The 25,883-nt window shown below is 65.0% G+C and carries 20 protein-coding genes, 3 rRNA genes and 1 pseudogene; 17 read left to right on the forward strand and 7 right to left on the reverse strand.

Translation table 11 applies throughout. The annotated features are described in order from the left end of the window. Positions 1 to 110 precede the first annotated feature (110 nt). The 3 genes from ACR81A_RS00615 (at position 111) to rrf (ending at position 5,450) form a co-directional block, all read left to right on the forward strand. Positions 111 to 1,633, forward strand: a 16S ribosomal RNA gene (locus tag ACR81A_RS00615). A 471-nt stretch (positions 1,634 to 2,104) separates the two neighbouring features. Continuing rightward, a 23S ribosomal RNA gene (locus ACR81A_RS00620) occupies positions 2,105 to 5,208 on the forward strand. Between the two features lie 125 nt (positions 5,209 to 5,333). Further along, a 5S ribosomal RNA gene (rrf, locus tag ACR81A_RS00625) occupies positions 5,334 to 5,450 on the forward strand. Together the 16S, 23S and 5S rRNA genes form the textbook arrangement of a ribosomal RNA operon. A gap of 160 nt (positions 5,451 to 5,610) precedes the next feature. Here rrf and ACR81A_RS00630 read toward each other — a convergent pair. From ACR81A_RS00630 to ACR81A_RS00640, 3 genes are all read right to left on the reverse strand, one after another. Next, on the reverse strand, positions 5,611 to 6,762 hold the full coding sequence (locus tag ACR81A_RS00630; RefSeq protein ID WP_440312237.1) for a GDSL-type esterase/lipase family protein: 1,152 nt from the start codon (positions 6,760 to 6,762) through the stop codon (positions 5,611 to 5,613). Then, a complete protein-coding gene (locus ACR81A_RS00635) occupies positions 6,759 to 7,340 on the reverse strand; it encodes a TetR/AcrR family transcriptional regulator (protein WP_440312238.1) in 582 nt (193 codons plus the stop codon). The genes ACR81A_RS00630 and ACR81A_RS00635 overlap by 4 nt, the downstream gene beginning before the upstream one ends. Before the next feature lie 109 nt (positions 7,341 to 7,449). Continuing rightward, a complete protein-coding gene (locus tag ACR81A_RS00640) occupies positions 7,450 to 7,965 on the reverse strand; it encodes a hypothetical protein (protein WP_440312239.1) in 516 nt (171 codons plus the stop codon). 168 nt (positions 7,966 to 8,133) lie between these two features. Between ACR81A_RS00640 and ACR81A_RS00645 the strand changes: the two genes are divergently transcribed. Both ACR81A_RS00645 and ACR81A_RS00650 read left to right on the forward strand, forming a co-directional pair. Continuing rightward, a complete protein-coding gene (locus ACR81A_RS00645) occupies positions 8,134 to 9,111 on the forward strand; it encodes an FUSC family protein (RefSeq protein WP_440312240.1) in 978 nt (325 codons plus the stop codon). Between the two features lie 272 nt (positions 9,112 to 9,383). Beyond that, positions 9,384 to 11,831, forward strand: coding sequence for a M28 family peptidase (locus ACR81A_RS00650; protein ID WP_440312241.1), 2,448 nt, complete (start codon positions 9,384 to 9,386; stop codon positions 11,829 to 11,831). A gap of 74 nt (positions 11,832 to 11,905) precedes the next feature. Here ACR81A_RS00650 and ACR81A_RS00655 read toward each other — a convergent pair. Together ACR81A_RS00655 and ACR81A_RS00660 are read right to left on the reverse strand one after the other, a co-directional pair. Then, a pseudogene (locus ACR81A_RS00655) lies at positions 11,906 to 11,992 on the reverse strand (excalibur calcium-binding domain-containing protein); the annotation flags it as partial. 12 nt (positions 11,993 to 12,004) lie between these two features. Then, entirely contained in the window at positions 12,005 to 12,586 is a 582-nt protein-coding gene (locus tag ACR81A_RS00660; RefSeq protein WP_440312242.1) for a DUF2510 domain-containing protein, read from the reverse strand. Between the two features lie 85 nt (positions 12,587 to 12,671). Here ACR81A_RS00660 and ACR81A_RS00665 point away from each other — a divergent pair, with 85 nt between their 5' ends. Continuing rightward, the gene (locus ACR81A_RS00665; RefSeq protein WP_202382569.1) at positions 12,672 to 13,232 is read left to right on the forward strand and encodes a pyridoxine/pyridoxamine 5'-phosphate oxidase; all 561 of its coding nucleotides are present in this window, start codon (positions 12,672 to 12,674) and stop codon (positions 13,230 to 13,232) included. 34 nt (positions 13,233 to 13,266) lie between these two features. Here the strand turns inward: ACR81A_RS00665 and ACR81A_RS00670 are convergent, their stop codons facing one another. Beyond that, the gene (locus tag ACR81A_RS00670) at positions 13,267 to 14,094 is read right to left on the reverse strand and encodes an endo alpha-1,4 polygalactosaminidase (RefSeq protein ID WP_440312243.1); all 828 of its coding nucleotides are present in this window, start codon (positions 14,092 to 14,094) and stop codon (positions 13,267 to 13,269) included. Positions 14,095 to 14,153: 59 nt separating this feature from the next. Between ACR81A_RS00670 and ACR81A_RS00675 the strand changes: the two genes are divergently transcribed. The 11 genes from ACR81A_RS00675 to ACR81A_RS00725 all read left to right on the forward strand — a co-directional run bounded on the left by ACR81A_RS00675 (position 14,154) and on the right by ACR81A_RS00725 (position 25,094). Beyond that, on the forward strand, positions 14,154 to 15,092 hold the full coding sequence (locus tag ACR81A_RS00675; protein ID WP_440312244.1) for a 2-hydroxyacid dehydrogenase: 939 nt from the start codon (positions 14,154 to 14,156) through the stop codon (positions 15,090 to 15,092). Positions 15,093 to 15,258: 166 nt separating this feature from the next. Further along, positions 15,259 to 16,767, forward strand: coding sequence for an APC family permease (locus tag ACR81A_RS00680; protein ID WP_202382566.1), 1,509 nt, complete (start codon positions 15,259 to 15,261; stop codon positions 16,765 to 16,767). Positions 16,768 to 17,003: 236 nt separating this feature from the next. Next, the gene (locus tag ACR81A_RS00685; RefSeq protein WP_202382565.1) at positions 17,004 to 18,380 is read left to right on the forward strand and encodes an NAD-dependent succinate-semialdehyde dehydrogenase; all 1,377 of its coding nucleotides are present in this window, start codon (positions 17,004 to 17,006) and stop codon (positions 18,378 to 18,380) included. Between the two features lie 169 nt (positions 18,381 to 18,549). After that, positions 18,550 to 19,935 carry a glycine--tRNA ligase gene (locus tag ACR81A_RS00690; RefSeq protein ID WP_440312245.1) on the forward strand — a complete coding sequence of 462 codons (1,386 nt, stop codon included), beginning with the start codon at positions 18,550 to 18,552 and terminating at the stop codon, positions 19,933 to 19,935. 114 nt (positions 19,936 to 20,049) lie between these two features. Continuing rightward, positions 20,050 to 21,150 (forward strand): lysostaphin resistance A-like protein, encoded by a 1,101-nt coding sequence (locus ACR81A_RS00695; protein ID WP_440312246.1) that lies wholly within the window; start codon positions 20,050 to 20,052, stop codon positions 21,148 to 21,150. Continuing rightward, positions 21,147 to 22,481, forward strand: a complete 1,335-nt coding sequence (locus ACR81A_RS00700) for a hypothetical protein (RefSeq protein WP_440312247.1) — start codon at positions 21,147 to 21,149, stop codon at positions 22,479 to 22,481. Before ACR81A_RS00695 ends, ACR81A_RS00700 begins: the two co-directional genes overlap by 4 nt. Before the next feature lie 95 nt (positions 22,482 to 22,576). Continuing rightward, complete coding sequence (locus ACR81A_RS00705) at positions 22,577 to 22,903, forward strand: YtxH domain-containing protein (protein WP_237462684.1); 327 nt, start codon at positions 22,577 to 22,579, stop codon at positions 22,901 to 22,903. After that, entirely contained in the window at positions 22,900 to 23,424 is a 525-nt protein-coding gene (locus ACR81A_RS00710) for a phage holin family protein (RefSeq protein WP_202382559.1), read from the forward strand. The genes ACR81A_RS00705 and ACR81A_RS00710 overlap by 4 nt, the downstream gene beginning before the upstream one ends. Next, complete coding sequence (locus tag ACR81A_RS00715) at positions 23,421 to 23,681, forward strand: DUF3618 domain-containing protein (RefSeq protein ID WP_440312248.1); 261 nt, start codon at positions 23,421 to 23,423, stop codon at positions 23,679 to 23,681. The genes ACR81A_RS00710 and ACR81A_RS00715 overlap by 4 nt, the downstream gene beginning before the upstream one ends. Before the next feature lie 195 nt (positions 23,682 to 23,876). Beyond that, the gene (locus ACR81A_RS00720) at positions 23,877 to 24,668 is read left to right on the forward strand and encodes a uroporphyrinogen-III synthase (protein WP_202382556.1); all 792 of its coding nucleotides are present in this window, start codon (positions 23,877 to 23,879) and stop codon (positions 24,666 to 24,668) included. A gap of 3 nt (positions 24,669 to 24,671) precedes the next feature. Next, a complete protein-coding gene (locus tag ACR81A_RS00725) occupies positions 24,672 to 25,094 on the forward strand; it encodes a hypothetical protein (protein ID WP_202382554.1) in 423 nt (140 codons plus the stop codon). Between the two features lie 64 nt (positions 25,095 to 25,158). Here ACR81A_RS00725 and ACR81A_RS00730 read toward each other — a convergent pair whose 3' ends face one another. Then, the gene (locus ACR81A_RS00730; protein ID WP_202382552.1) at positions 25,159 to 25,734 is read right to left on the reverse strand and encodes a nitroreductase family protein; all 576 of its coding nucleotides are present in this window, start codon (positions 25,732 to 25,734) and stop codon (positions 25,159 to 25,161) included. Positions 25,735 to 25,883 lie beyond the last annotated feature (149 nt).

A 25,883-nucleotide genomic window follows, 5' to 3' on the forward strand; every position in this document is an offset into this window, starting at 1 on the left:
ATGGCGATTCCTTTTGGACAAATTATATGAACGTCAGTAATGATGTTCGTTTTGTCAGGTTGAACTCGCATCGTGGTGGCTTATTCCGCTTACCAGGGTGCATGTAATTTTTTACGGAGAGTTTGATCCTGGCTCAGGACGAACGCTGGCGGCGTGCTTAACACATGCAAGTCGAACGATGAAGCCCAGCTTGCTGGGTGGAAGAGTGGCGAACGGGTGAGTAACACGTGAGCAACCTGCCCTTCACTCTGGGATAAGCACTGGAAACGGTGTCTAATACTGGATATGCACAATGGCCGCATGGTCTGTTGTGGGAAAGATTTATCGGTGAAGGATGGGCTCGCGGCCTATCAGCTTGTTGGTGAGGTAGTGGCTCACCAAGGCGACGACGGGTAGCCGGCCTGAGAGGGTGACCGGCCACACTGGGACTGAGACACGGCCCAGACTCCTACGGGAGGCAGCAGTGGGGAATATTGCACAATGGGCGCAAGCCTGATGCAGCAACGCCGCGTGAGGGATGACGGCCTTCGGGTTGTAAACCTCTTTTAGTAGGGAAGAAGCGAAAGTGACGGTACCTGCAGAAAAAGCACCGGCTAACTACGTGCCAGCAGCCGCGGTAATACGTAGGGTGCAAGCGTTGTCCGGAATTATTGGGCGTAAAGAGCTCGTAGGCGGCTTGTCGCGTCTGCTGTGAAAACCCGAGGCTCAACCTCGGGCCTGCAGTGGGTACGGGCAGGCTAGAGTGCGGTAGGGGAGATTGGAATTCCTGGTGTAGCGGTGGAATGCGCAGATATCAGGAGGAACACCGATGGCGAAGGCAGATCTCTGGGCCGTAACTGACGCTGAGGAGCGAAAGCATGGGGAGCGAACAGGATTAGATACCCTGGTAGTCCATGCCGTAAACGTTGGGAACTAGATGTAGGGCCTGTTCCACGGGTTCTGTGTCGTAGCTAACGCATTAAGTTCCCCGCCTGGGGAGTACGGCCGCAAGGCTAAAACTCAAAGGAATTGACGGGGGCCCGCACAAGCGGCGGAGCATGCGGATTAATTCGATGCAACGCGAAGAACCTTACCAAGGCTTGACATATAGAAGAACGCTGTAGAGATACAGAACTCTTTGGACACTTCTATACAGGTGGTGCATGGTTGTCGTCAGCTCGTGTCGTGAGATGTTCGGTTAAGTCCGGCAACGAGCGCAACCCTCGTCCTATGTTGCCAGCACGTTATGGTGGGAACTCATGGGATACTGCCGTGGTCAACACGGAGGAAGGTGGGGATGACGTCAAATCATCATGCCCCTTATGTCTTGGGCTTCACGCATGCTACAATGGCCGATACAAAGGGCTGCGATACCGCGAGGTGGAGCGAATCCCAAAAAGTCGGTCTCAGTTCGGATTGGGGTCTGCAACTCGACCCCATGAAGTCGGAGTCGCTAGTAATCGCAGATCAGCAACGCTGCGGTGAATACGTTCCCGGGCCTTGTACACACCGCCCGTCAAGTCATGAAAGTCGGTAACACCCGAAGCCGGTGGCCTAACCCTTGTGGAGGGAGCTGTCGAAGGTGGGACTGGTGATTAGGACTAAGTCGTAACAAGGTAGCCGTACCGGAAGGTGCGGCTGGATCACCTCCTTTCTAAGGAGCACTCAACAACATTGTTGTTGCAGAATGGTGCGATCATCACCACACGTGTGATGCGCAACCGCTCATGGGTGGAACATTTGACAATGCAAGCATTGATTTGCTCGCCTGTGCTAGTACGCAGCGTTGTTCCTCGTGGACAGGGTTGTTGGAACGTGTGGGTGTGTGAGTTGGTGTTTCTCTGGTGCATACTATTGGGTCCTGGAAGACCAGCCGATCTGCCTCTTTGGGGGTGGGTGGACTTGGTTTTCTGACCTGCGGTTATGGGACGTGTTGCTCATGATTGTGGGATCGACCGTACGTTGAGAACTACACAGTGGACGCGAGCATCTAGTGATGCCACGCATGATTCGTATCCTTTTGGGGGTGTGTTTTGTGTTGGTGGTGTTACTGATTCTTAATGTAATTTCATTGGTCACATGCTCATCTTTTTGGGTGGGTGTGTGTTTCTGAATACTTATGTGATTTCAAGTTTCTAAGAGCAAACGGTGGATGCCTTGGCATCTGGAGCCGAAGAAGGACGTAGTAATCTGCGATAAGCCTCGGGGAGCCGATAAACGGGCTGTGATTCGAGGATTTCCGAATGGGGAAACCCCGCCAGGCGGCTTGCTGACCTGGTGACTCCCGCCTGAATATATAGGGCGGGTAGAGGGAACGTGGGGAAGTGAAACATCTCAGTACCCACAGGAAGAGAAAACAACAGTGATTCCGGTAGTAGTGGCGAGCGAACCCGGATGAGGCTAAACCGATCATGTGTGATACCTGGCAGGGGTTGCATGGTCGGGGTTGCGGGACATGCCGTGAGACGCTGCTGAGTCTCGAACGTGAGAGTGAAGCTATAGGAGAACCGCTTGGAACGGCGGACCGGAGTGGGTGAGAGTCCCGTATCCGAAATGGTTTTACCGCGTGGTGTGTATCCCAAGTAGCACGGGGCCCGAGAAATCCCGTGTGAATCTGTCAGGACCACCTGATAAGCCTAAATACTCCCAGATGACCGATAGCGGACTAGTACCGTGAGGGAAAGGTGAAAAGTACCCCGGGAGGGGAGTGAAATAGTACCTGAAACCGTTTGCTTACAATCCGTAGGAGCACCCTTTGTTGGTGTGACTGCGTGCCTTTTGAAGAATGAGCCTGCGAGTTAGCGATATGTGGCGAGGTTAACCCGTGTGGGGAAGCCGTAGCGAAAGCGAGTCTGAATAGGGCGATTCAGTCGCGTGTCCTAGACCCGAAGCGAAGTGATCTATCCATGGCCAGGTTGAAGCGTGTGTAAGAGCGCGTGGAGGACCGAACCCACTTAGGTTGAAAACTGAGGGGATGAGCTGTGGATAGGGGTGAAAGGCCAATCAAACTTCGTGATAGCTGGTTCTCTCCGAAATGCATTTAGGTGCAGCGTTGCGTGTTTCTTGCCGGAGGTAGAGCTACTGGATGGCCGATGGGCCCTACAAGGTTACTGACGTCAGCTAAACTCCGAATGCCGGTAAGTGAGAGCGCAGCAGTGAGACTGTGGGGGATAAGCTTCATAGTCGAGAGGGAAACAACCCAGATCACCAACTAAGGTCCCAAAGCGCGTGCTAAGTGGAAAAGGATGTGGAGTTGCTGTGACAACCAGGAGGTTGGCTTAGAAGCAGCCACCCTTGAAAGAGTGCGTAATAGCTCACTGGTCAAGTGATTCCGCGCCGACAATGTAACGGGGCTCAAGCACGCCACCGAAGTTGTGGCATTCATATAACAGGTAGGCCTTCGTGGTCCAGCCGTATGGATGGGTAGGAGAGCGTCGTGTGGCGAGTGAAGCGGCGGTGTGAACCAGTCGTGGATGCCACACGAGTGAGAATGCAGGCATGAGTAGCGAAAGACGGGTGAGAAACCCGTCCTCCGGAAGACCAAGGGTTCCAGGGTCAAGCTAATCTGCCCTGGGTAAGTCGGGACCTAAGGCGAGGCCGACAGGCGTAGTCGATGGACAACGGGTTGATATTCCCGTACCGGCGGTAAACCGTCAAAGACCTAACTAGTAGTGCTAAGCAATCCAAAGCTGGATGGATCCTTCGGGTGATGTTCGGTGGCGGCTGCGAACCCGAACTGGGGTGGTGAGCGTGAGGTGTGACGCAGGAAGGTAGCCTGTGCCGGGCGATGGTTGTCCCGGTGTAAGTATGTAGCCCGTCGTTTATTAATAGTTTTCGGCTTTGGGTGAGATACGATGCGGACCCGTTTGGGGAAGCAGGTGATCCTATGCTGCCGAGAAAAGCATCGACGTGAGGTTTGCTGTTGCCCGTACCCCAAACCGACTCAGGTGGTCAGGTAGAGAATACTCAGGAGATCGAGATAATCATGGTGAAGGAACTCGGCAAAATGCCCCCGTAACTTCGGGAGAAGGGGGGCCATCCACTTATACGGATTTACTCCGGAAAGGGTGTGGTGGCCGCAGAGACCAGTGGGGAACGACTGTTTACTAAAAACACAGGTCCGTGCCAACACGCAAGTGGACGTATACGGACTGACGCCTGCCCGGTGCTGGAAGGTTAAGAGGAGAGGTTAGACTTTTGGGTCGAAGCTTTGAATTTAAGCCCCAGTAAACGGCGGTGGTAACTATAACCATCCTAAGGTAGCGAAATTCCTTGTCGGGTAAGTTCCGACCTGCACGAATGGCGTAACGATTCCCCAGCTGTCTCCACCGTGAACTCGGCGAAATTGCAGTACGAGTAAAGATGCTCGTTACGCGCAGAAGGACGGAAAGACCCCGTGACCTTTACTACAGCTTGGTATTGGTGTTCGGTGTGGCTTGTGTAGGATAGGTGGGAGACTGTGAAGCTGGCACGCTAGTGTTGGTGGAGTCGTTGTTGAAATACCACTCTGGTCATATTGGATATCTAACTACGAACCCTGATCGGGTTTTAGGACAGTGCCTGGTGGGTAGTTTAACTGGGGCGGTTGCCTCCCAAAATGTAACGGAGGCGCCCAAAGGTTCCCTCAACCTGGTTGGCAATCAGGTGGCGAGTGTAAGTGCACAAGGGAGCTTGACTGTGAGACTGACAGGTCGAGCAGGGACGAAAGTCGGGACTAGTGATCCGGCAGTGGCTTGTGGAAGCGCTGTCGCTCAACGGATAAAAGGTACCTCGGGGATAACAGGCTGATCTTGCCCAAGAGTCCATATCGACGGCATGGTTTGGCACCTCGATGTCGGCTCGTCGCATCCTGGGGCTGGAGTTGGTCCCAAGGGTTGGGCTGTTCGCCCATTAAAGCGGTACGCGAGCTGGGTTTAGAACGTCGTGAGACAGTTCGGTCCCTATCCTCTGCGCGCGTTGGAGATTTGAGAGGATCTGACCCTAGTACGAGAGGACCGGGTTGGACGGACCTCTGGTGTGCCAGTTGTTCTGCCAAGGGCATGGCTGGTTGGCTACGTTCGGGATGGATAACCGCTGAAAGCATCTAAGCGGGAAGCCGGCCTCGAGATGAGATCTCCGTACACTTTGAGTGTGTGAGGCTCCCAGTAGATGACTGGGTTGATAGGCCAGATGTGGAAGCTCGGTAACGGGTGGAGCTGACTGGTACTAATAAGCCGATGACTTGATTTCCACCACCTTTTGGGTGGGCATAGGTTTTCAGATGTAACGATGTTTCGCGTCCACTTTGTGGTTCCCAACGGACGGCCACACACAACACCCTTGTGGGGTGGGTGTGGTTGATATGTTGATAGAGTTACGGCGGTTATAGCGTCAGGGAAACGCCCGGTTACATTCCGAACCCGGAAGCTAAGGCTGACTGCGCCGATGGTACTGCACTCGGGAGGGTGTGGGAGAGTAGGACACCGCCGGACACCTTTTTATAGGGAGGGTTGCACTTGTTGGTCACCAGTGATGGTGGCTTGCGGGTGTGGCCCTCCCTTTTTTGACCCCAAAAACAGGCGCTCATTGCGCCTGTCCGCGAGGGAGTGGGCCGCCTGGAGTCCGCGGTCCAGGCGGCCTGAAGCTTCCCGGCTACGAGGCGACGAGCGGGTGTGCGCCCGCGAGCAGCCGATCCGCGAAGCGGTGGCCCATCAGGGCATGGGCTTCCGCCGTCGGGTGCAGGTTGTCGGGGAGCGGGAAGCGCTTGGCATCCGCCTCTGAATAGAGGTCGAGCCCATCGACGAAGTGAAGATGTGTGTCGTCACGTTGACGCTGCGCAGCGATGTCACCAAGCGCATCCCGGATCACGCGGAGAGTCAGGCGGCCGTGCGCAGTGTCACCTTCCGTGCCGGTCGCGACGAAGCGGACCTGCTCGGAGCCGATTGAACTTGGATCGAAGGCGCCCGGCCCCGGGGTGTTCTCGTGGATGCCGCAGAAGATCGGCGACATGAGGACGATCGGTGTCTGGGGGTGCCCGTCGCGGATCGTATCGAGGAATCCGTGTACGGCGGGTACAAACGTGCGCAGCCGCATCCCGTCGAGGTTCACCACATTGATCCCGAACTTCACGCTGATGAGGTCCGCCTCCGTGTCGCGGATCACCCGCGCCATGAATGGGTCGACGAGCGAGCTGCCTCCGAGGCCCAGGTTCTTCAGATCGAGCCCCGCCTGCCGCGCAGCGACCGCAGGCCAAATCTCGGTGGGCGTGAGCGCGTTGGAGCCGTGGCTGATGGAGCTTCCATGGTGGACCCAGCGGGGCTTGCGGCTCGTGGTCGGCGAGAGTGCGGCGTCCGAGCGCAGTTCGAGGATCTCCAGGCCTTCGTTGTGGGGGAGCCAGATCTCGACCTCGTGCGTGCCCTCGGGGAGGGCGAACTGTGTGACGTGCGGCTCACCGCTGCGGGGTACCGCCTGGCCGGTCATGAGATCCACCTCCGTGGCGTCACCCCCGCTGAGCGGATCGCTGAGTATGAACGCACCGTCGACGACGACGTCGACCCGGCCGCGCGGCCGGTCTGCGCCCCGGTACACGACGCGGTGCGCGTGCGAAACAAGTGCAACCTCTCGACTCTGCGTGGTGAAGCGTACCCGTACCCCGGAAGGCTGCCCTTCCATCGCGAGAAGCTGAGGGTCCGGAAACTGCCGGCGTACCCAGGCCGGGAGGCGGTGGGGCGCGATCCCGCGCTCAGTCTCGACGAGCTCGGCAACGTCAGAGACAAACTCCGCGGTAATGGGAGTGATGATCATGCTGGGGTGTCCTTTCGGGGCCAAGAGGTGAGCGCCCGGTCGATCGCATCGAGCGCGGCCAGCCAGGAGCGCGCCACATCGTCGCTGCGGTGGGCGAAGCTCTCGGAGCGACTCAGCGAGAGGAACCCATTGATGGTTGCGCCGACGAAGCGCGTCGCGTCGACCAGGCTGTCTTCTGGGGTGTTGTATCCGCGCAGCACGGCGAGCGTGAGCGTGCTCAGGCGCGCCGCTTCAGTGGAGCGTGCGGTCTCCGGAGAAGCGGGCCTGAGCAGGGCTTCCCAGGCCCCTGGTCGTTCCCGGGCATAGTCCCGGTGTGCGTTGGCGAGGCCGATGAGCGCATCGCGCCCCGCGCGTCCTGCAACCGCTTCCGCGACCCGCTGGGCTAGCTCGCCGAGAGCGAATCGATGTACGCCGGCGATGAGTTCGTCGCGACTTGCCAGGTGCGAGTAGAGGCTCGCGGGTTGCACCCCAAACTGTCTCGCGAGGGCACTGAGCGTGAGCTGCTCGAGCCCCGCGGTGTCGGCGAGCTCTGCACCAGCTGTGATCAGGCGTTCGGGGGTGAGATTAGCGCGGGCCATGATCAAATCCTACACCCTGTAGGTTTTGGCCAACGCTCATGAGGTTATGGGGTGCTCCCTGATGCCTCGGGAGCGCGGGCTCCGAGCACATTCCAGATCAGGATCCCACTCATGCGGTGTGCCCCTCCGGAAGTGGGGCCGCGTGGCTTGGGGGCGCTGTGCGGTGCTCGGTCGAGCCGCGCACAATCACCGTGAGGATGGCGCCGCCCACCGCGCCGGGGAGTGCGATCAGCGTAAAGATGAGGGGAAACGCGACCACGCCGAACCCGACTCCACCCATTGTGGAGCCCGAGGCCAGGGAAGACACGGTGCTGGCGAGCGCCGTGAGCAGCATGATGATGAAGAACAGCAGCAGCGTGAGTGGTACCGCCACGACTGCGGTGCGGGAGAGCGGCCACTCCGGGCGTCGCCCCACGAGCAGCAGCCAGACGAGGAACGCTGAGCCGCCGAGGCACACGCCAAAGAGCGCCGCGGAGCCGAGCGGCGCGAGGATCGAATCGACGCCGACGACCCACACGAGCAGTGCGAGTGCGATGATCACCATGGTGACGAAGCTGAATGTGCCCGCAAGGAGCGCGCGTCGCAGCGCGGTCCTTCGCGGGAGTGGCGCCTGATCCTGTCGCATCTGTCCCCCGTATTCCGGGCACCTGCGGCTGCGGGTGCGTGTGCCTCGAAGGTAAGAGGGCGAGCTGGGAATGGCGGGGAAGTTGGCGGTTCTCGATCAAGTGTGAACACTCGGGCGCGAGCGGTCCGCCGGATATCCTGAAGCTTGAGTGTCGGGGAAGGGGAGCGAATGGCGAAGCTGCAGCGACTCTCGTTTCGGCTTCCGCTCAAAGCGCTGGCCTACTCGGGCGCACTCCTCGCCATCGGTGCAGCGGTGCTCGGCGGCACGGCGTGGGCGTACGGCCCCGCTGTCGCGCACGCGGGCTATCTCGCGATCATGCTGCTCCTCTCGCCTGCGCGGGCGCTGCGGCCCAGCGTGCGCGCCATCGCCGCGCTCTGGGCCGTGATTGTCTCGATCGCGGGTTTCTTGGCCGGCGAGTTCGGTGAGGGCGTGCCGCTCATCGGCCTGGTCGTCGTGTGCCTCGTGCAGGGACTGTTCCGCCTGGGTGAGGTTGCCTCGCTGACGCGCTCGCCGGTGAACTTCGTGGTGTTCGCGGGAATCGCGCAGACCGACACCCAGCTGTGGCAGGTTGCGCTCGGCTCGGTTATCGGGGCCGCATGCATGCTGGGGATCGCCCAGCTCATGCCGCCCAAGCGGGCACTGGCGCCGCCCTCGCGCACGGCGCCCGAGCGCATTGCCTACGGCCTGATGCTCGCCGCAGGTTCCGTGCTCATTGTGCTGGTCTCTGACGCCCTGCACTTCCCCTTTGCGAGCTGGGCGCTGTTGTCGTTCTGCATGATTCTCGCGGTTGGTGCGGATCAGCGCCGGGCTCGCGCGCGGGATCGCACGATCGGCACCATCGTCGGCGCTGCGGCGGCGGTGCTGGTTGCGTTGCTGCCCGATCCCGCGCCGTTTGTTGTCGCGGTGGCCGCCATGTTCCTGTGCGTCGCGTACCTCCGGGCGGGGAACTACACGCTCTTCGTGACGTTCCTCACGCCCGCGATCCTCCTGACGAGCAACCCGGAGGGGTCGATGCTCGCTCTCGGGGCGGGCCGTATTGAGGCGATCCTGCTCTCTGTCGTCGTCGCGGTGATCTGCAGCGCGATTGCACAGTGGCTCGGTGCACGGCTTCGCGCGGCCGGGACGTGGGAAGTGCGGAGACAGTGAGCACGAGTTTCGGTGAGATTCGCCGCATTCGTCCACGGCGGGCTGGGAGGCGAGCGCGCCGTGTGTGAACTTCGATAGAGTCACTGAGGGGTGCAATCGCGCCCCACACCACAGCTTCTGACCAGGTGCTTTGCCGGGTTATGGCGCGTGTGCTCGGTAGCCGGCCCGGCAGGGGTTCATAGCAGAACCACATGTTCGGGAGGGTGTATTTGGCGTGCGTTCGGCGAGGGGCCTGGTGAGGACACGGTTGTCAGAGAGGACACCCATTCCGCATGTCTGCAACACCCACTGGAACACCACCGCCCGCTCGGCGCCGCGCGCTCGGCGCGTTCGGTGCTGCCGCGATCGCGCTCCCGCTCGCGCTGACCCCTGTCGCGGCGAACGCTGCGCCCGCGGATCCCGCACCCGCCCCGGTGCCCCGCGGCGCGATCTCCGCAATCACCTCGGGGACCTACCTGCCCGGCTACGCCGCAGAATTCGCCGCTCAGGTCGACGACGCGACGGTGTTCGAGCATGTGCGTCACCTCGCGGTGGATATCGGCCCACGAGTCGCGGGCACCGCCGCCGAGGTGCGCGCCAACGCCTATGTGCAAGACCTGCTGAACAGTTACGGGTTCAGCACCGAGATCGAGAAGTTCCCCGTGAGCGAATCGCTGTTCGCAAACGCGACCCCAAGCCGCGATGCGGGCCTGCAGGTGAGCTGGCAGTTCCGCCCGGCGAGCAACGCGCTCTTCACGGGCCCGGATGCGCCCGTCAACGCAGAGGTTGTGGATGTCGGCGCCGGCGAGGGCTTCGATCCGGCGGCTGTCGCCGGGAAGTTTGTGCTGCTGAACTGGAACGCGACGGCGGCGGTACGCAACGCGAAGATCGTCGAACTCGCCGAGGCCGGCGCCGCCGGCGTCATCGTCGCGCAGACCACGCAGAACAGCTCGCTTGCGGCAGTCGGCAACGTCTCCGCTGCGGCCACCGGCATCCAGGTGGTCGGCGCCGCAGATGGCCAGGCCCAGCGTATCCGCGAGCTCCTCGCGGGAGGGCCGCTCTCGCTCGCCCTCACCACCGAAAAGAGCAGCCTCGAGAGCTCCAACACGATTGGCGTGCGGCCCGCCCAGGGTGAGAACGCAGAGAACGCACCCATCGTCTACATCGGTGCGCACATTGACTCCGTGGTGGGAAGCCCGGGCGCGAGCGACAACGGCTCGGGCGTCGGGATCCTGCTCGAGTCCGCGCGCATTATGAGCCAGTACCCGCTGAACACCGAGATTCGCGTGGGCACCTGGGGCGCTGAGGAGAAGGGCATCGTGGGGTCGAAGACGCACGCCACGCAACTCAGCCCGGACGAGATCGATCGCACCATTGGCGCGTGGAACATGGACATGGCGGGCACATCGTTCCTCGGAACGGCTGAGCAGCCGTTTGAGTTCTGGGGGCTGACGGTCAACAAGGACAACGAGAACAACGCGGTGCTCAAGCAGGCATCGGCGCTGTCGAACATCACGGGGCGCGGGGATCTGAACCGCGGCGTCGTGGGCCGCAGCGATCACCAGTCGTTCCACGACGTGGGCATCGATGCTGCGGTGTTCAGCTGGATGTTCTGGTCGGCAACGAGCTCGATTGTGCTCGAACCGACTTATCACAAGCCCTCGGACACGATCGATAACATCTCGCAGGAGCGGATTGGGATCGCGGCTGAGCTCATCGGCGGATCCGCGTTCCGCGCGGCGCTCAACCCGGTCGCAGTGACGGTCGCCGACACGGAGAAGAAGCCGCAGGCGGATGTTCCCGTGGCTATGTCGTGCGGTGAGGACGATGGCTGGCGCGAGGTTGGCCGCACCGACGAAGCCGGCACGGTAGAGGCACTGGCTCCCGCCCTCGAGTGCGACTTCGCAGCGCTCGCCGCAGACGGCTCGCGTGGTGCGGTGCTGGACCAGCAGGTCACCGGCGCCGGGGCTGTACAGATCGGATTGGCGCACGATACCGCTGCGCCGAGCATTGAGTTCGCTGCTCCCGAGGGCGAAAACGCTGCGGGTTGGTACCGCAGCGGGCCCGTGCAGCTTGCGCTCTCGGCGACGGACGCGGGCGACACCGCGCCCACTGTTGAGTTCTCGGTGAACGGCGGCGAATGGCAGCCCTACACCGCGCCGATTGAGGTCGGCGCCGAGGGCGAGACGGTCGTCAGCGTGCGGGCAACCGACGCGAGCGGCAACGTCGCTGAAGACTCGCGCTCAATCCGCATTGACTCGGGTGCGCCGGTACTCACCGCGACACCGAGCGCCTCGACGCGCGGTGAAGTGACCGTGAGCGCGACGGATGCGACCTCTGGCGTTGCTGGCGTCGAGTACCGCGTCCTCCCGAGCGGGGAGTGGCAGGAAGCGCCCCTCCCGGCGGCGCTTCGTCGTTCGGCCGATCCGATGCCGATCGAGACCACGGTCGTTGTTCCCCTCGGAGACGCGGCGGGCAGTGTCGAGTTCCGCGCAACCGATGTGGCGGGCAACCCGAGCGAGCTCGTAACGCTCGAATTCGCCGCGGCGAAGCCTGGTGAAACGAAGCCGCCCGTCACGCCGACCAAGCCGGGCACCAAGCCGGTGGCGAATCCCGATGACGCGCTCGCGGCAACGGGTGGCAACAACCTGCTGCTGATCGGTGCAGCGACGGGCGCCCTGCTGCTCGTCGCCGGCGGTGCGATCATGGTGGCGCGTCGCCGCGAGGCGGCCAGCGAGTAGCGAGACTGCTCGCCCGCAAACTGCGGCCCCGGCGAAGAGGACATCCTTCTCGCCGGGGCCGCAGTGCGTGCCGTCTACTCGCAGCCAACTCCATCACCGTCGCGGTCGAGGTGGGGGCCGTAGCCCGGGTCTCCCATGCGCACGGGCGCTGCCCCGGCGTTCCGTGCGGCGGTTCAATTTTGGAAGTACACGGTGCCGGTGTCCTGTGCGGGTTCGCCGAGGAACGAGCGTGGCTCTGAGGCAGGGGCCTCGTACGCGGCTTCCGCTTCGCGCGTGCGGAGTTCCGCCGCTTCGGCCTGGCTCTTGGCTTCATCCGCTCGTTTCTCGGCCGCTTCAGCCCGCGCTTCAGCATCGGAACGCTTCTGTTCAAGTGCCTTTTTCTCGGAGGCGAACTGTTCGGCGTTCTGTTCGTGCTGCGTGATTTCGCGAGCGGTCATGTCGAGCTTCTGCTCGTGGGCCTCGATTGTGGAGTCTGCGGCCTGCAACTCTTCCTGAAGCTGAGCAATCTCCGATTGAGTGCCTGCGCTCGCATTCCCGGCTCCGGCTCCAACGACAAATCCGAGAACGCCCACGGTGATCGTGACCCAGAGCGGAGCGCGGCGCTTGCGGGAGGACTTCTCTGCCGCGGCATCCTGCAACAAAGGCGTAGCAGTTCCCGAAGCACGTACGCGGGAGGTCCACTGCGTTCCATCCCAGTACCGTTCGTCACTTGGATTCTCGGTGTCCGGGTACCAGTTCGCGGGCGGAAGAGTCATAGCGCTCATCATGTCATTGCAGTGGTAAAACTACCAATTCACTATGCGATCCAGGCTGCAGGCAATCGAGGCGTACGCTGAGGGCATGAGCGAACTCGAAACCCGTCTCCGCAGCCTGCCCGCCTTCCCGCAGCCCCTGCCTGTGCTCGACCCCGCGACCATGCCCGCGGATCCGGACACGCTCTTCCTCGACTGGCTCGACGCGGCGATCGAAAGCGGCGAGCGCCAGCCGCACACGATGGCCTTCGTGACCGCACGCGCTGACGGTGAGCCCGTCGCCCGCACACTCATCCTCAAAGACGTTGATGCGGACGGATACCACTTCTCGACGCACCGCACCTCGCGGAAGGGCATCGAGATCGCCGCCGACCCGCGCTGCTCGATGCTGTTCTTCTGGCGCGAGTTCGGACGCCAGGTGCGCGTCACTGGCGTCGCCGTGCCGCTCGACGATGCAGCGACGCAGCGCGACTGGGCCGGGCGGCCCAGCTACACCGGGCAGCCGAATCTCGACTGGCAGCGCTACGCCCTGCGCCCCACCGAGTTCGAGTTCATGCAGGCGCGTGAAGACCGGCAGCACACACGCGTCGAGTACACGCGCGGCGACGCCGGATGGCGCCAGGCGATCGTGGCCACGCCAGCGGGCTGAGCACCGCGCCGCCGTGCATGGACCCCGCGCGCGACTACTCCGCCGGGCAGGTCTCGAAAGCGTACTCGGCGGAACTGGGGACCGTGAGATCGCGGTCACGCAGCACCATCGAGCGCGGAGCCGCCGGGTCGACGCACATTTCGGCAAACGGACGGGGTAGCTCGTCGGTGTACTCGATGTCGATCACGTGCGCGCCGTAGAACTCAGCGAAGTTCTCGCACTCGGCAAACACCATGCACTCTTCGGTCACCGCGAAATCGAAACCAGCTTGGGATCGCATCAACGCGACGTCGTCCGCGGCGTTTTTCTGCCCCGCCGCGAGCCCGGCCGCGTGCGCGGTCTCGACGAGTGCGGCAGCGAGTTCGACGTTGTCGGCGCGCGTGAGCACGCCCGCGGAGCGACTGTACGTGTCCAGATTGTCGAACTCGACGGCGTCGTAGCCATCGCGTGCGCAACCCTCGATCCACGGGTCCACGACCTCGCGGATCGCATCGCGTGTCGCCGCGGTGCGCGTGTCGAGCAGCACCTCGTCGGGCCACGCCGGATCGTGCACCAACTCGCCCGCATCGTCGCGCAGCAGGGTTTCGTCGGGCCACTCTGCGAGTTCTCCCGGCTGGGTTTGAAAGCCGTTCACGTAGCAGATCGAGTACACGCCCTCGGCGGGCGCCGCACTGCGATCACGCGCCACTATCGTCACACCGGGCGGGGGCTCGGATGCGCCGCCGAGCTGATAGTCGGGGGTGCCGCCCGTCGGCGGCAGCGTGATGTCTGGGGCGAGCGACGCCGCGCAGCCCGTGAGGAGCAGGAGGGCGGCGAGCCCGCTCGAGAGTACAGCGGGAAGTGCGCGTTGAGATCTCGTCACGGAACCAGTATCGCGGAACGCACCCGTCAACGAGGCACGCTGAGCGATACACTCGGGGCATGAGTGACCTCGTCGTCTCCCTGCCCGCTGAAGGCCTGCGCGAAGCCCTGGGGGAGGTGCCCGGCGTCGAATTCGTTGAGTGGGATCTCGCCGAGCCCGCCCCGCGCGAGCGCTTCGACATCGTCGTGCCGCCGTACTGGGGTGGCGCACGACAGCTTGCCGCGCTCGCCGCGGTGGAGGCGCGCCTCGTGCAGTGGCAATCGATCGGGTACAACGGAGTTGCGAAGCATCTGCCCGAGGGGGTGCCGCTCGCAAACGCCGCAACCGTACACGAGGCCTCAACCGCGGAGCTCGCGCTCGCACTGACCCTCGCCGCTCAGCGCGGCATCCCCGAGTTCGTGCGCGCCGGCGATGAACACCGGTGGGAGCTGCGATCCTTCCCGAGTCTCGCTGACCGGCGCGTGCTGATTGTCGGCTACGGCGGTGTCTCGAAGGCGATCGAGGCCCGACTCGCCGGCTTCGAGACCAGGATCACGCGCCTCGCCCGCACCGCCCGCGAGGACCGGAACCTTGCGGGCGAGACGGTGCCGGTGCGCGGGTTTGACGAACTGGGCGATGCGCTCGCGGATGCCGACATCGTGCTCGTCGCGGTACCGCTCACCAACGAGACCCGCGGCATGTTTGGTCAGGCCGAGCTCGCGCGCATGCCCGACGGCGCACTGCTCGTCAACGTGGCGCGCGGCCCCGTGGTCGACACCGATGCGCTCGTCGCCGAACTGCAGCGCGGCCGCCTGCGCGCTGCGCTCGACGTCACCGATCCCGAGCCGCTTCCCGCTGACCACCCGCTGTGGGAGTGCCCGGGCACGCTGATCAGCCCGCACGTCGGCGGCGATTCGACCGCCATGCTGCCGCGCATGGTGGCGCTCATTCGCCGCCAGATCGCGCACCTGCAGGCGGGTGAGGCGCCCGAGAACCTCGTGCTGGGGGAGTGGGCGTAGCTCCGCGCAGATGCCGCGGGCGCCGCGCCACGGGAAACGTGCACAGCGCCCGCGGTGCAGCACTGTGCAGAATCGCTTTTCTCTGAGCGGCGCGCGGGTCTATGCTCGCTCCAGCGGGGACACTTCGGTCCCCCGGATCAGTGTCGATCCGAAAGGAACACAGCGCATGTCCGCAACCCCACCCACCGGTCGCCTCGCCGATGACGAGCACCTCGCCGTCCTCGGCTACGAGGGCAAGTTCGACCGCTCCATGAGCCTGTGGGCGAACTTCGCCCTCGGCTTCACCTACCTCTCGCCGCTCGTCGGGGTCTACTCCCTCTTTGCGACCGCGCTCGCTACGGGCGGCCCGCCCTCAATTTGGTGGATCATCATCGTCGCGTGCGGCCAGATGCTCGTCGCCCTCGTGTTCGGCGAGGTCGTGTCGCAGTACCCGATCCACGGCGGCATTTACCCCTGGGCACGCCGCCTCTGGGGCCGCCGCTACGCCTGGCTTGCCGCCTGGGTGTACATCTGGGCGATGATCGTCACGATCACGGCGGTTGCAGAGTTCGGCGCCGGCTTCATCACGAGCCTGTTCGGCATCACGCTCACCCCCGAGTCGACCCTGTTCACCGGCCTCGGGCTGCTGCTGCTCGCGCTGCTCATCAACTTCTCGGGCACGAAGTGGCTCGCCCGCATCGCGCGGATCGGCCTTTTCGCGGAGCTCATCGGCGTCATCGGCCTGGGGCTCTACCTGCTCCTGTTCCAGCGCAAGCACTCGTTCGGCGTCTTCTTCGACACCATGGGCACCGAGGGCGACGGCTCGTACGTGCCAGTCTTCCTCGCCTCCGCGATCGCCGGTCTCTTCCTCTTCTACGGCTTTGAGGCCTGCGGCGATGTTGCGGAGGAGGTGTCGGATCCGGCCCGCCGCATCCCGCGCGCCATGCTCATGACGATCGTGGTCGGCGCGATCTCGGCGCTGTTCTCGTTCGCGGGCTACGTGCTCGCGGCCCCGAACCTCGAGGCGATCGTGGCGGGCGAGGAAGGGGATCCGATCCCCGCGATCCTTGAGGCCACTCTCGGCACGGTTGGTGCGAAGATCTTCCTCGTGATCGCGATCCTTGCATTCATCTCGTGCGTGCTGAGCCTGCAGGCCGCGGCCTCGCGCCTCCTGTACTCGTTCGCGCGCGATGGCATGCTCCCCGGCCACCGCTGGCTGTCGCAGGTGTCCGAGCGCAGCAAGGTACCCACGAACGCGCTCATCGTCGCGTGCACGGTGCCCGCGCTCATCTGCGTACTCATCTACTTCAACGAGGGCATTCTGGTGCCCGTCACCTCGTTCGCGATCCTCGGCATCTACTTCGCCTTCCACATGGTCGTGTTCGCTTCGCTGAAGCAGCGCTTCCAGGGATGGCGTCCGGCCGGGCCCTTCAACCTCGGCCGCTTCGGCATCGTGGTGAACGTGCTCGCGCTGGCGTACGGCGTCTTCGCCATGATCCTGCTCGCGCAGCCGGGCGACACGGGCAACTTCCTCACCGACTACGTTGTGCTGCTCGGCCTCGGCGTGGTGCTCGTCACCGGACTGCTGTATCTCTTCATCGCACGTCCGGATCGCCTCTCGACGGCGCCGTCGGGCGACGCGAAGCAGGTGGCGGATGAGATCCGTCGCCGCACCGGCCAGGTCTCGGTGCAGTAGTCGCAGATTAGGATCGCGGCCAGCGGTTGTCGCGTCCCCGCCGCCCCGCACCACACGCGGCGCGGCGTACACAGTACGAAGCCCGGGCCCGGCGCACGCCGCGGCCCGGGCTTCGTGCTGCCTGGGTGTTGCCGGACTTTCTTGCGCGGGGGTCGAAATCCCCCGGTCCGGAGTGCGACGATAGGGGGACAGCCGCAGACTATGCGCGCTGAACACTAGACAGGAAACGATAAATAATGGCGAAGTATCGAGTTCAGAACCCAGCGACGGGCGAGATTGTCGAGACCTTCGAATCCGCAACGGATGAGCAGATTGAGCAGAAGCTCGCTGCCGCCGATGCCGTCTACCGCGAGTGGCGCGAGAAGAGCGTGCAGGAGCGCGCCGCCGTCGTCAAGCGCGTGGCCGAGCTCTTCGAGGAGCGCAAGGACGAGCTTGCGCGCATCATCGCACTCGAGATGGGCAAGTCGCTCGCCGAGTCGATCGACGAGGTCGAGTTCGCGCGCGACATCATTGAGTACTACGCGGTCTACGGGCCGGGACTCATCACCGATGTCGAGATTCCGAGCACCATCCCCGGTAAGGCGCTCATCGAGCAGAAGCCGATCGGTACGCTGCTCGGCGTCATGCCGTGGAACTTCCCGTACTACCAGGTGGCGCGCTTCGCGGCCCCGAACCTGGTGCTCGGCAACACGATCATCCTGAAGCACGCGGACATCTGCGCGCGCTCCGCCCTCACGATCCAGGAGATCATGGAGGAGGCCGGCGTGCCCGTGGGCGGCTACCAGAACGTGTTTGCCTCGCACGACCAGATCGCCACCATGATCGCGGATCCCCGCGTGCAGGGTGTCTCGCTCACCGGTTCGGAGCGCGCCGGCGCCATCATCGGCGCCCAGGCCGGCACGCACCTCAAGAAGTGCGTGCTCGAGCTCGGCGGCATCGACCCGATGGTGGTGCTCGACAGTGACGATGTCGCAGCCGTGGCGGCCGAGGCGTGGAACTTCCGCACCTACAACGGTGGCCAGGTCTGCAACTCGAACAAGCGTCTCATCGTGATGGACGACATCTACGACGAGTTCGTTGCCGAGTTGGTCAAGCTTGCCGAGGGGCTTGAGCCGGGCGACCAGCTCTCGCTCGCAGAGGGCCAGTACGCGCCGCTCTCCACGCGCACCGCAGCGGAGACTGTGCACGCGCAGGTGCAGCAGGCGGTCGCCGAGGGCGCAACGCTCCTCGCGGGCGGCGTGCTCTCCGAGGGTCCCGGCGCCTACTACTCGCCCGCAGTGCTCACGGGCGTGCCGCGCGAGGCCCCCTCGTACGGTGAGGAGATCTTCGGACCGGTGGCCACCGTGTACAAGGTGTCGAGCGACGAAGAGGCGCTTGAGCTCGCAAACGATTGCGCGCTCGGCCTCGGCGGCTCCGTCTTCTCGACCGATGAGGCGCGGGCCACCCGTGTCGCTTCGCGCCTCGAGGTGGGCATGGCGCACGTCAACACGATCGCCGCTGAGGCAGCCGAGCTGCCCTTCGGCGGCGTGAAGCGGTCCGGCTTCGGCCGCGAGATGGGCCCGGTGGGCATCGGCGAGTTCGCCAACCGCCGCCTCTTCTTCACCGCGAAGTAAGCGCTGCACGTTGGCCCGCCTCGGCTTCCGAGGCGGGCCAACGTCGTTTCAGGATCGCCCGGCAGACGCTCCCCGAACCGCTGTTCAGGAACGCGAGTAGACTGGGCGGATGCTGGCTCCGGCCGGTATTCCCAAGATCCCCGCTTGCACCTTGGAGTGACACACGAACATGGCTGAACAGTCCCGCCTTGATAAGGTCATCGCCCTCGCCCGCCACCGCGGCTTCGTTTTCCAGGCGGGTGAGATCTACGGCGGATCTCGCTCCGCATGGGATTACGGTCCCCTTGGCACGGCGCTGAAGGAGAACATCAAGCGCCAGTGGTGGAAGACCATGGTGCAGAAGCGCGACGACGTCGTGGGTATCGACTCGAGCGTCATCCTCCCGAAGCAGGTGTGGGAGGCCTCAGGCCACGTCGAGGTCTTCAGTGACCCGCTGGTGGAGTGCCTGCAGTGCCACAAGCGCTACCGCGAGGACCACCTCATCGAGGAGTTCGAGGAGAAGAAGGGTCGCGCCCCCGAGGGCGGCCTCGCCGAGATCGTCTGCACCAACTGCGGCACCCGCGGTCAGTGGACTGAGCCGCGCGCCTTCTCCGGCCTGCTGAAGACCTACCTCGGCCCCGTCGACGACGAGGCGGGCATGCACTACCTCCGCCCCGAGACGGCGCAGGGTATCTTCGTGAACTTCGCGAACGTGCTCCAGGCCGCGCGCATGAAGCCCCCGTTCGGCATCGGCCAGATCGGCAAGAGCTTCCGCAACGAGATCACGCCGGGCAACTTCATCTTCCGCACCCGCGAGTTCGAGCAGATGGAGATGGAGTTCTTCGTCGAGCCGGGCACGGACGAGGAGTGGCAGGAATACTGGATGGCCGAGCGCATGCGCTGGTACACCGACCTCGGCATCAACGCCGACAACCTGCGCTTCTACGAGCACCCGCAGGAGAAGCTCTCGCACTACTCGAAGCGCACCGCAGACATCGAGTACCGCTTCGGCTTCACCGGCAGCGAGTGGGGCGAGCTCGAGGGCATCGCTAACCGCACGAACTTCGACCTCTCGACGCACTCGGAGCACTCGGGCAAGGACCTGAGCTTCTTCGACCAGACGAAGAACGAGCGCTACACGCCCTACGTCATCGAGCCGGCCGCCGGCCTTACCCGCTCGCTCATGGCGTTCCTCGTCGATGCGTACCGCGAGGAGGAAGTGCCGAACTCGAAGGGCGGCACTGACAAGCGCACGCTGCTCGCACTCGACCCGCGTCTTGCACCCGTCAAGGTGGCCGTGCTGCCGCTCAGCCGTAACGAGGCACTCTCGCCCGCCGCGCGCGAGATCGCACAGGACCTCCGCGAGGACTGGAACGTCGACTTCGACGACTCCGGCGCGATTGGCCGCCGCTACCGTCGCCAGGATGAGATCGGCACGCCGTTCTGCGTGACCGTCGACTTCGATTCGCTCGAGGACAACGCCGTGACCGTGCGCGAACGCGACACGATGCGGCAGGAGCGCGTGCCCCGCGCTGAGCTGCACGCGTACCTCGCTGCGCGCCTGCGCGGCGCGTAACGCCCAGCGCCTCATGCACACAGCCCCGAGCCGATCCCGGCTCGGGGCTGTGTGCATTGTGGGATTCGCGGGTTTCCCCGGACAGCCCAGGGGAGAGATGGGAGAATGGGAGCCATGACAAGCCCTGGACCGGAGCACCCCTCCCAGCCCCAGCCCGCGCAGCCCCAGTACGCGTGGGCGCAGCCGCCGATGCAGCTGCAGACCGTGGAGACCGAGCCACTCGAGTACCACCGCTTGCTGCGCGGCATGCAGGGCTACGCCTGGTGGAAGCCGCTGGTGCTGCTGCTCCTCTCGGGTGTGTACTTCGGGGTGCTCACGGTTGTGGTGACCCTGATCTTCATGCCGATCATGATGATCTTCGACCCCACCTACCTCACGGACGTCGCGACGGGCGCCGCAGAGATGATCGACACGCAGCGCCCGGTCTCCGTGGCACTCAGCATGGTGTCGATCATCATCATGATTCCGGCGGTGCTGCTCGCCATGCTCACCCTCGGCATCCGCCCGGTGGGCCGCGTATGGTCGGTCGCCGCCCGCATTCGCTGGGGGCTGCTCGGCAAGCTCTTCGGCGTGGCCGTGGTCTCCGTGCTCGTGATGAACGCCGTGGGCATGGGCGTCGAACTGCTCATGAACCCCACCGTGGTCTCCACCCCCGCAGAGGGTCCCGCGAGCGAGTTCGACGTGAACGCCGCGCTCTGGTCGCTGCTGCTCATCATCCTGCTCGTGCCGTTCCAGGCGACGGCCGAGGAGGTCGTGTTCCGTGGGCTCTTCATGCAGGTGCTTGGTGCGTGGTTGAAGAATCCGTGGTTCGCGATCCTGATCCCCACCGTGGGCTTCGCGGCGGCGCACATCTACGACATCTGGGGGCTCGCCGCGGTGGGTCTCATGGGTGGGGTGGCTGCCTGGCTGAGCTGGCGCACGGGCGGGCTCGAGGCCGCGATCGCCATCCACGTGGTAAACAACCTCATTGCGTTCGGCTTCATGACGGCCGGTGTGGGCGGTTCGACCGCGCAGACAGCCGACGGCGGTGGGCTCGGCAGCGTGATCGGCGAGATTGTGGGCCTCGGGCTCTTCATCTGGCTGACGCTGAAGGTCTTCGCTCGGGATCGCCACGGTCGCACCCGCATCGACCTCGTGCAGCGCGCGGTGCCGGTCGCCCCGGCGACCCCGCCGCAGAACGGCCCGGTCCAGGGCTGGACCGGGGGCGCAGCATGATCGATGTATGCGTGGTCGGCGATGGGCTCGTCGAGCTCGCGACAGCACTCGAGTTCGCCGAGGTGGGACTGAGCGTGCGTGTGTTCCCCGCGCCGGAAGCGGCGGCTGGTGCCGGGTGGGAAACGCTCAGCGATCCATGTGGCGTCACCGACCCGGACGGGCAGCTGCAAGAGTTCCTTGCTCACATCGCTGCGCCGATCACCCCGGGTGATCCCGCGGAGGAGCGCGCGACGCCGCGTACCTCGCCACCCAGCCCGGTGCTGCTGCGCGGCGCCAAGCGGAACTGGGTGCCGGAGCCGCAGCCGGCGGTGTGGGGCATCCCCGCGGTGCCATTGGCCGCCGATTCGATGGCCGTGCTCGGCACAGCCGGCGCGCTGCGTGCTGCGGTCGACCGGGTGCGCCCCGTGCTGACGATCGGCAAGACGCACGCCTTCGGCGACCTCGTGCGTGCGCGCATGGGAGCGGCTGCGCTTGACCGGCTCGTCGAACCGCTCGCGCGAGACGCCTACGGGGTGCACCCGGACGACATTGACGCGGCGCTCATCGCCCCCGGGCTGAACGAGGCGATGACCCGCGTGGGCACGCTCTCGGGTGCGGCACTCGACACGGTGGAGCGTCATGTTGCACGTGAAACTCTCGTCGCACCGGCCGCCGGTTGGGGTGAGCTGCGCGACGCGCTCGTCGCCCGGCTGGCGCTCTACCGCGTGGAGTTCGCTGAGACGGCGCCCGCGCGCATCCGCGAAGCGGAAGAGAGCTGGCTGATTGACACCGCTGGCCCCGAGGGCGAACTGGTGGCCCGGGCGCTCGTAATCGGCGTCGACGCTCGTGCCGCGACCGAACTGCTGCCGGAGCTCGAGGAGCTGCGCGTGGGGCCGAAGCGCGCGGTGGGTGAGCTGAGCATCGACGACCCCGGGTTCTCGGCTGAGCAGCAGCGTTGCGCAGCGGTGCAAACGGTCGTGCTGCAGGACGGCGCGACCTGGAGTGTGCGCGCCGAGCGTGGCGCGACGGGCTGGAGCGCGCACGCGCGTGGCCCAGCGGGCGCGCCGCAGGGCGCTGCGCAGGCGAGTATTGCCGCGCGTGCGCGCGAGGCGGTCGAGGGCGCCGGCTTTGTTCCGCGCGGCACCGGACGCACATGGATGCAGTTTGCGCCATATGCTTCCGCCGTGAGTCGCGATGCGGCGGCTGATCGCCTTGCGGTGTGGTGCGCGGCCCGATCCGAGGTACTGCCTGTCGGAGCGGCGCTCCACGGCGGCGCGATTCCCGCGGCGCTGGAGGACGCGCGGGCGCGCTCCGTGCGCCTGCGCAGACACCTCGCGGGCATCGCTGAGTGATTCGATCTCGGGTATATGACGCAAACGGTATGCAACAGCCAGGGAAGCCGGAGTAGGCTTGCCAGGAACACCGGACGATTTCGGCTGGAGGCAGTATGAAGGGCAAGATCGCATTCGTTCTCGGAGCGACCGTTGGATACGTGCTGGGCACGCGCGCGGGTCGGGAACGCTACGAGCAGATCAAGCGCGGCGCACAGTCCGTGTGGAACACGGAGCCGGTGCAGCGCGGCGTCGGCGTGGTGCGGGATGCCGCGCAGGGGCGCGTTGACCAGCTCAAGGCGACCGTGGTGCGCGCAGGCAAGGGCGCGTTCGACGCGATGACTCGTGACCCGGCAGCGCCGAGCACGTCGGCTCCCGCGCGCTCCGCCTCGGCGGATGCCAAGCCGGAGCCCAGTGCAGCGAAAGCGGGCGATGCCGAATGAGTCGAAAGAAAGACCAGGCCGGCACGTTCGAACTGCTTTCGCGCCTGCCGCAGCAGATCGTCTCGCTCGCAAAGATCGAGTACGAGAACGCAAAGCACGAGGTTGCATCGAAGGCGAAGAAGGCTGGCATCGGCGCCGGCGCGATCACTATCGCGCTGTTCTTCGTGTTCTTCATGCTCCAGGCGCTCGTGATCGCTGCCATCGCTGCGCTCGCACTCGTGTGGCCCTGGTGGCTGGCGGCGCTCGTCGTTGCGGCGCTTCTCCTGCTGCTCGCGGCGGGCGCGGTGTTCGCCGGAGTTGCGCTCATCAAGCGCGGCAACCCCGTACCCGAGGAGACGCTGGGGCGAGTGGGTGACGACGTCGCCGCGATGGGCGAGGTGCGCTTCAACGCGACGACCCCCGTGCCCGAGCCTGGTGCCCCGCGTGCCGGCGCGCAGCCGGGCGGCCGGACGTCCGAGGGTACTGGGCAGGGCGAGCAGTACCGAATGCCGCGCGTCGGCGAGGAAGGAAACTGGCGATGAGCGGTTGGAACCGTGAGCAGGGCGTCGCGGACGCCACACAGGCGCGCACCGAGCTCTACGACACGCTGACGCAGCTGCAGGGGCGCCTGAACTACGCCCAGCGCATCGACGACTCGGTGGCCGACGCGAAGCGCCGCATTGCCGCCGAGAAGGAGCAGAACCCGCTGGTGTTCGCTGCGGGAGTTGCGGGCGTCGCGGTCGCCGCGGGGCTCGTGGTGTGGGGGATCGCTCGCGCGGTCTCGCGCCGCCTGCGCTGAGCACGGAGCGTAGTCGCCCAGCCCTTCACCGAGGTCACAGTTCCATTCCGTTACCGGTCTCGGGGGCCCTCATTTTGCTTCCGGGGCGACTCGGGGTGAGAATAGGGGATAACGGTTTTCCGTGCGCGACCAGCTCCAGGTCCATCAGCGACTCGATAGTTGGTCTTTCTTATTGTCGTCAAGTGAGTGGGGTCTATGTCGTCAGAGGCAAAACCGCTCAGTGGGCTGCGGGTTCTCATCCCCCGCGGCGGCACCTGGGGGGATTTAGTTTCGAAGGCCTTGCGCGAGCAGGGTGCTCATACGGTGACCTCTCCGCTCGTGGACTTCGCTCACACGAGCGAGGAAGAGAAGCTTGTCGAAGCGCTGAAGCGCCTCGAAGCCGGTGAGTTCGACTGGATGACGGCGACCAGCTCGACCGTTGCCGATGTGCTCACGCACCACAACGCGGTCATCCCCGCGGAGACCAACGTCGCGATTGTGGGCGAGGCGACCGCCGTTGCCTTCCGCGACGCCGGCTACCACATCACCCGCACGCCCGAGGCGGAGAACAGCACGCACGCGCTGCTCGACGAGTGGACCGAGATCGACACGGGGGACGTGCTCCGCGTGCTCACCCTCCGATCCGACGTCGCGATCCCCGTGCTCACGGAGGGGCTCATCGACCGCGGGCACGATGTCACTCAGGTGCTGGCCTTCCGCACCGTCGGTGTCCCCGCCTCTGTGCACATCCGCGAGGACATCGAGTCGGGCCGCATCAATGCGCTGCTCGTCGCGTCCGCGAAGATCGCGCAAGAGGTCGCTGCCCAGTTCCCGAAGCTCCCCGAGAACACGATCGTCGCCTGCGTGGGCGTCAACACGCTCGAGGCCGCTGCGGCGGTGGGTCTGCCCGCCGACGCGGATGATCCCGCTCACCCCGACTACGCGATGAAGCGCGCACTGATCGAGACCGTTGAATCGGTCATCGACCAGAGCGACATGCTGGACTAGGCCATGGCGCGCGTCGAGGTGCACGAGGACCGGGTGGTGATCCGGCTCACGCGTGCGGAGCGGGTGGCCGCGCTGCGCCGTCGCGACATTACGCTTGATCGCTCTGCCATCACCTCAGCGGTGATCACCGCTGACCCGTGGGTGTGGTTGCGCGGCGTGCGCGCTGCCGGGAGCCACGTGCCCGGCACGCTTGCCTCGGGCACCTGGCGCAGCTTTACCGGCCGCGACTTCGTGCTCGCCCGCAAGGGCCGCGACGCCGTGGTGATCGACCTCGAGCCGGCACCCGAGACCGCGGAGGATCGCGGCTGGGTGAGCGAGTTCGACTCGTTCTCCCGCGTCATTCTGTCGACCGTGCACGCGGCCGAGCTGGTGCGTGCGCTGCGCCTTGACGACGGCTCGGGCTCAGTCACCCTCGATACCGACTAGGCACCGGGTCGCGGCGGTGGGCCGGAAGCCCGACCCACCTGCGCGCTGACCCGTGCGCGGGGGGTTAGTCGCGCGCGATGAAGAGGTCCTCGAGCACGATGCGCGTGCGGGGTGCCAGCTCGCGCTCACGGAGCGGCTCGGGCAGCTGCTCGGCATCGCCGATCGCGCCGATCACCATCACGGAGACAGGCTCGAACCGCGCATCCAGGTTGAAGGCCGCACGAATCGCGTCGCGGTCGAAGCCCCCCATCTGGTGCACGTGGAAGCCCTCGGCGTGTGCCTGCACGGTGAGGTGCGCGACGGCCTGTCCCAGGTCGTACTCGGCCCACGGCTGCGGGTTGCCCTCAGCGTTCGCCACCTCTGCGACGTTCACAACGAGCGCGCCAGCGCTGCCCGCCCACATGCGGTTGAAGCCGGCGAGCGTCTCCTCAATCGCGGTGAAGTGCTCGGTGCCGCGGCGCGCGAGGATGAAGCGCCAGGGCTGCGAGTTGTTTGCGCTCGGCGCCCAGCGGGCCGCCTCGAAGATGCCGCGCAGCGCCCCCTCCGGGAACGAGTGATCGGCGTCGAATGCGCGGGGGCTCCAGCGCTCGGCGAGCGTGTCGAGAACGGGGGCGCTGGTCTGTGCGGTGCGCGGGCTCACGGTGATGGGTCTCCTTGAGAATTGGGGGCGGTGAGGTCGCGGCACGCGCCGCTACCCGGCAGTCTGTAACGCCCGGGATGCGACCGCTATTCCCGCTCCCCCGGTGCGGGAATACCGGGGCGGCGTGTGCCGCGATCCCCATCGACTGC

The organism is Leucobacter chromiireducens (genome assembly GCF_051993095.1).
Taxonomy (GTDB): Bacteria; Actinomycetota; Actinomycetes; order Actinomycetales; family Microbacteriaceae; genus Leucobacter; species Leucobacter chromiireducens.

Excerpts from the sequence above, each read along its gene's own strand:
- ACR81A_RS00630 (WP_440312237.1), bottom strand. The coding sequence starts at position 6,762 with ATGATCATCACTCCCATTACCGCGGAGTTTGTCTCTGACGTTGCCGAG.
- ACR81A_RS00635 (WP_440312238.1), bottom strand. The coding sequence starts at position 7,340 with ATGGCCCGCGCTAATCTCACCCCCGAACGCCTGATCACAGCTGGTGCA.
- ACR81A_RS00640 (WP_440312239.1), bottom strand. The coding sequence starts at position 7,965 with ATGCGACAGGATCAGGCGCCACTCCCGCGAAGGACCGCGCTGCGACGC.
- ACR81A_RS00645 (WP_440312240.1), top strand. The coding sequence starts at position 8,134 with ATGGCGAAGCTGCAGCGACTCTCGTTTCGGCTTCCGCTCAAAGCGCTG.
- ACR81A_RS00650 (WP_440312241.1), top strand. The coding sequence starts at position 9,384 with ATGTCTGCAACACCCACTGGAACACCACCGCCCGCTCGGCGCCGCGCG.
- ACR81A_RS00660 (WP_440312242.1), bottom strand. The coding sequence starts at position 12,586 with ATGACTCTTCCGCCCGCGAACTGGTACCCGGACACCGAGAATCCAAGT.
- ACR81A_RS00665 (WP_202382569.1), top strand. The coding sequence starts at position 12,672 with ATGAGCGAACTCGAAACCCGTCTCCGCAGCCTGCCCGCCTTCCCGCAG.
- ACR81A_RS00675 (WP_440312244.1), top strand. The coding sequence starts at position 14,154 with ATGAGTGACCTCGTCGTCTCCCTGCCCGCTGAAGGCCTGCGCGAAGCC.
- ACR81A_RS00680 (WP_202382566.1), top strand. The coding sequence starts at position 15,259 with ATGTCCGCAACCCCACCCACCGGTCGCCTCGCCGATGACGAGCACCTC.
- ACR81A_RS00685 (WP_202382565.1), top strand. The coding sequence starts at position 17,004 with ATGGCGAAGTATCGAGTTCAGAACCCAGCGACGGGCGAGATTGTCGAG.
- ACR81A_RS00690 (WP_440312245.1), top strand. The coding sequence starts at position 18,550 with ATGGCTGAACAGTCCCGCCTTGATAAGGTCATCGCCCTCGCCCGCCAC.
- ACR81A_RS00695 (WP_440312246.1), top strand. The coding sequence starts at position 20,050 with ATGACAAGCCCTGGACCGGAGCACCCCTCCCAGCCCCAGCCCGCGCAG.
- ACR81A_RS00700 (WP_440312247.1), top strand. The coding sequence starts at position 21,147 with ATGATCGATGTATGCGTGGTCGGCGATGGGCTCGTCGAGCTCGCGACA.
- ACR81A_RS00705 (WP_237462684.1), top strand. The coding sequence starts at position 22,577 with ATGAAGGGCAAGATCGCATTCGTTCTCGGAGCGACCGTTGGATACGTG.
- ACR81A_RS00710 (WP_202382559.1), top strand. The coding sequence starts at position 22,900 with ATGAGTCGAAAGAAAGACCAGGCCGGCACGTTCGAACTGCTTTCGCGC.
- ACR81A_RS00715 (WP_440312248.1), top strand. The coding sequence starts at position 23,421 with ATGAGCGGTTGGAACCGTGAGCAGGGCGTCGCGGACGCCACACAGGCG.
- ACR81A_RS00720 (WP_202382556.1), top strand. The coding sequence starts at position 23,877 with ATGTCGTCAGAGGCAAAACCGCTCAGTGGGCTGCGGGTTCTCATCCCC.
- ACR81A_RS00725 (WP_202382554.1), top strand. The coding sequence starts at position 24,672 with ATGGCGCGCGTCGAGGTGCACGAGGACCGGGTGGTGATCCGGCTCACG.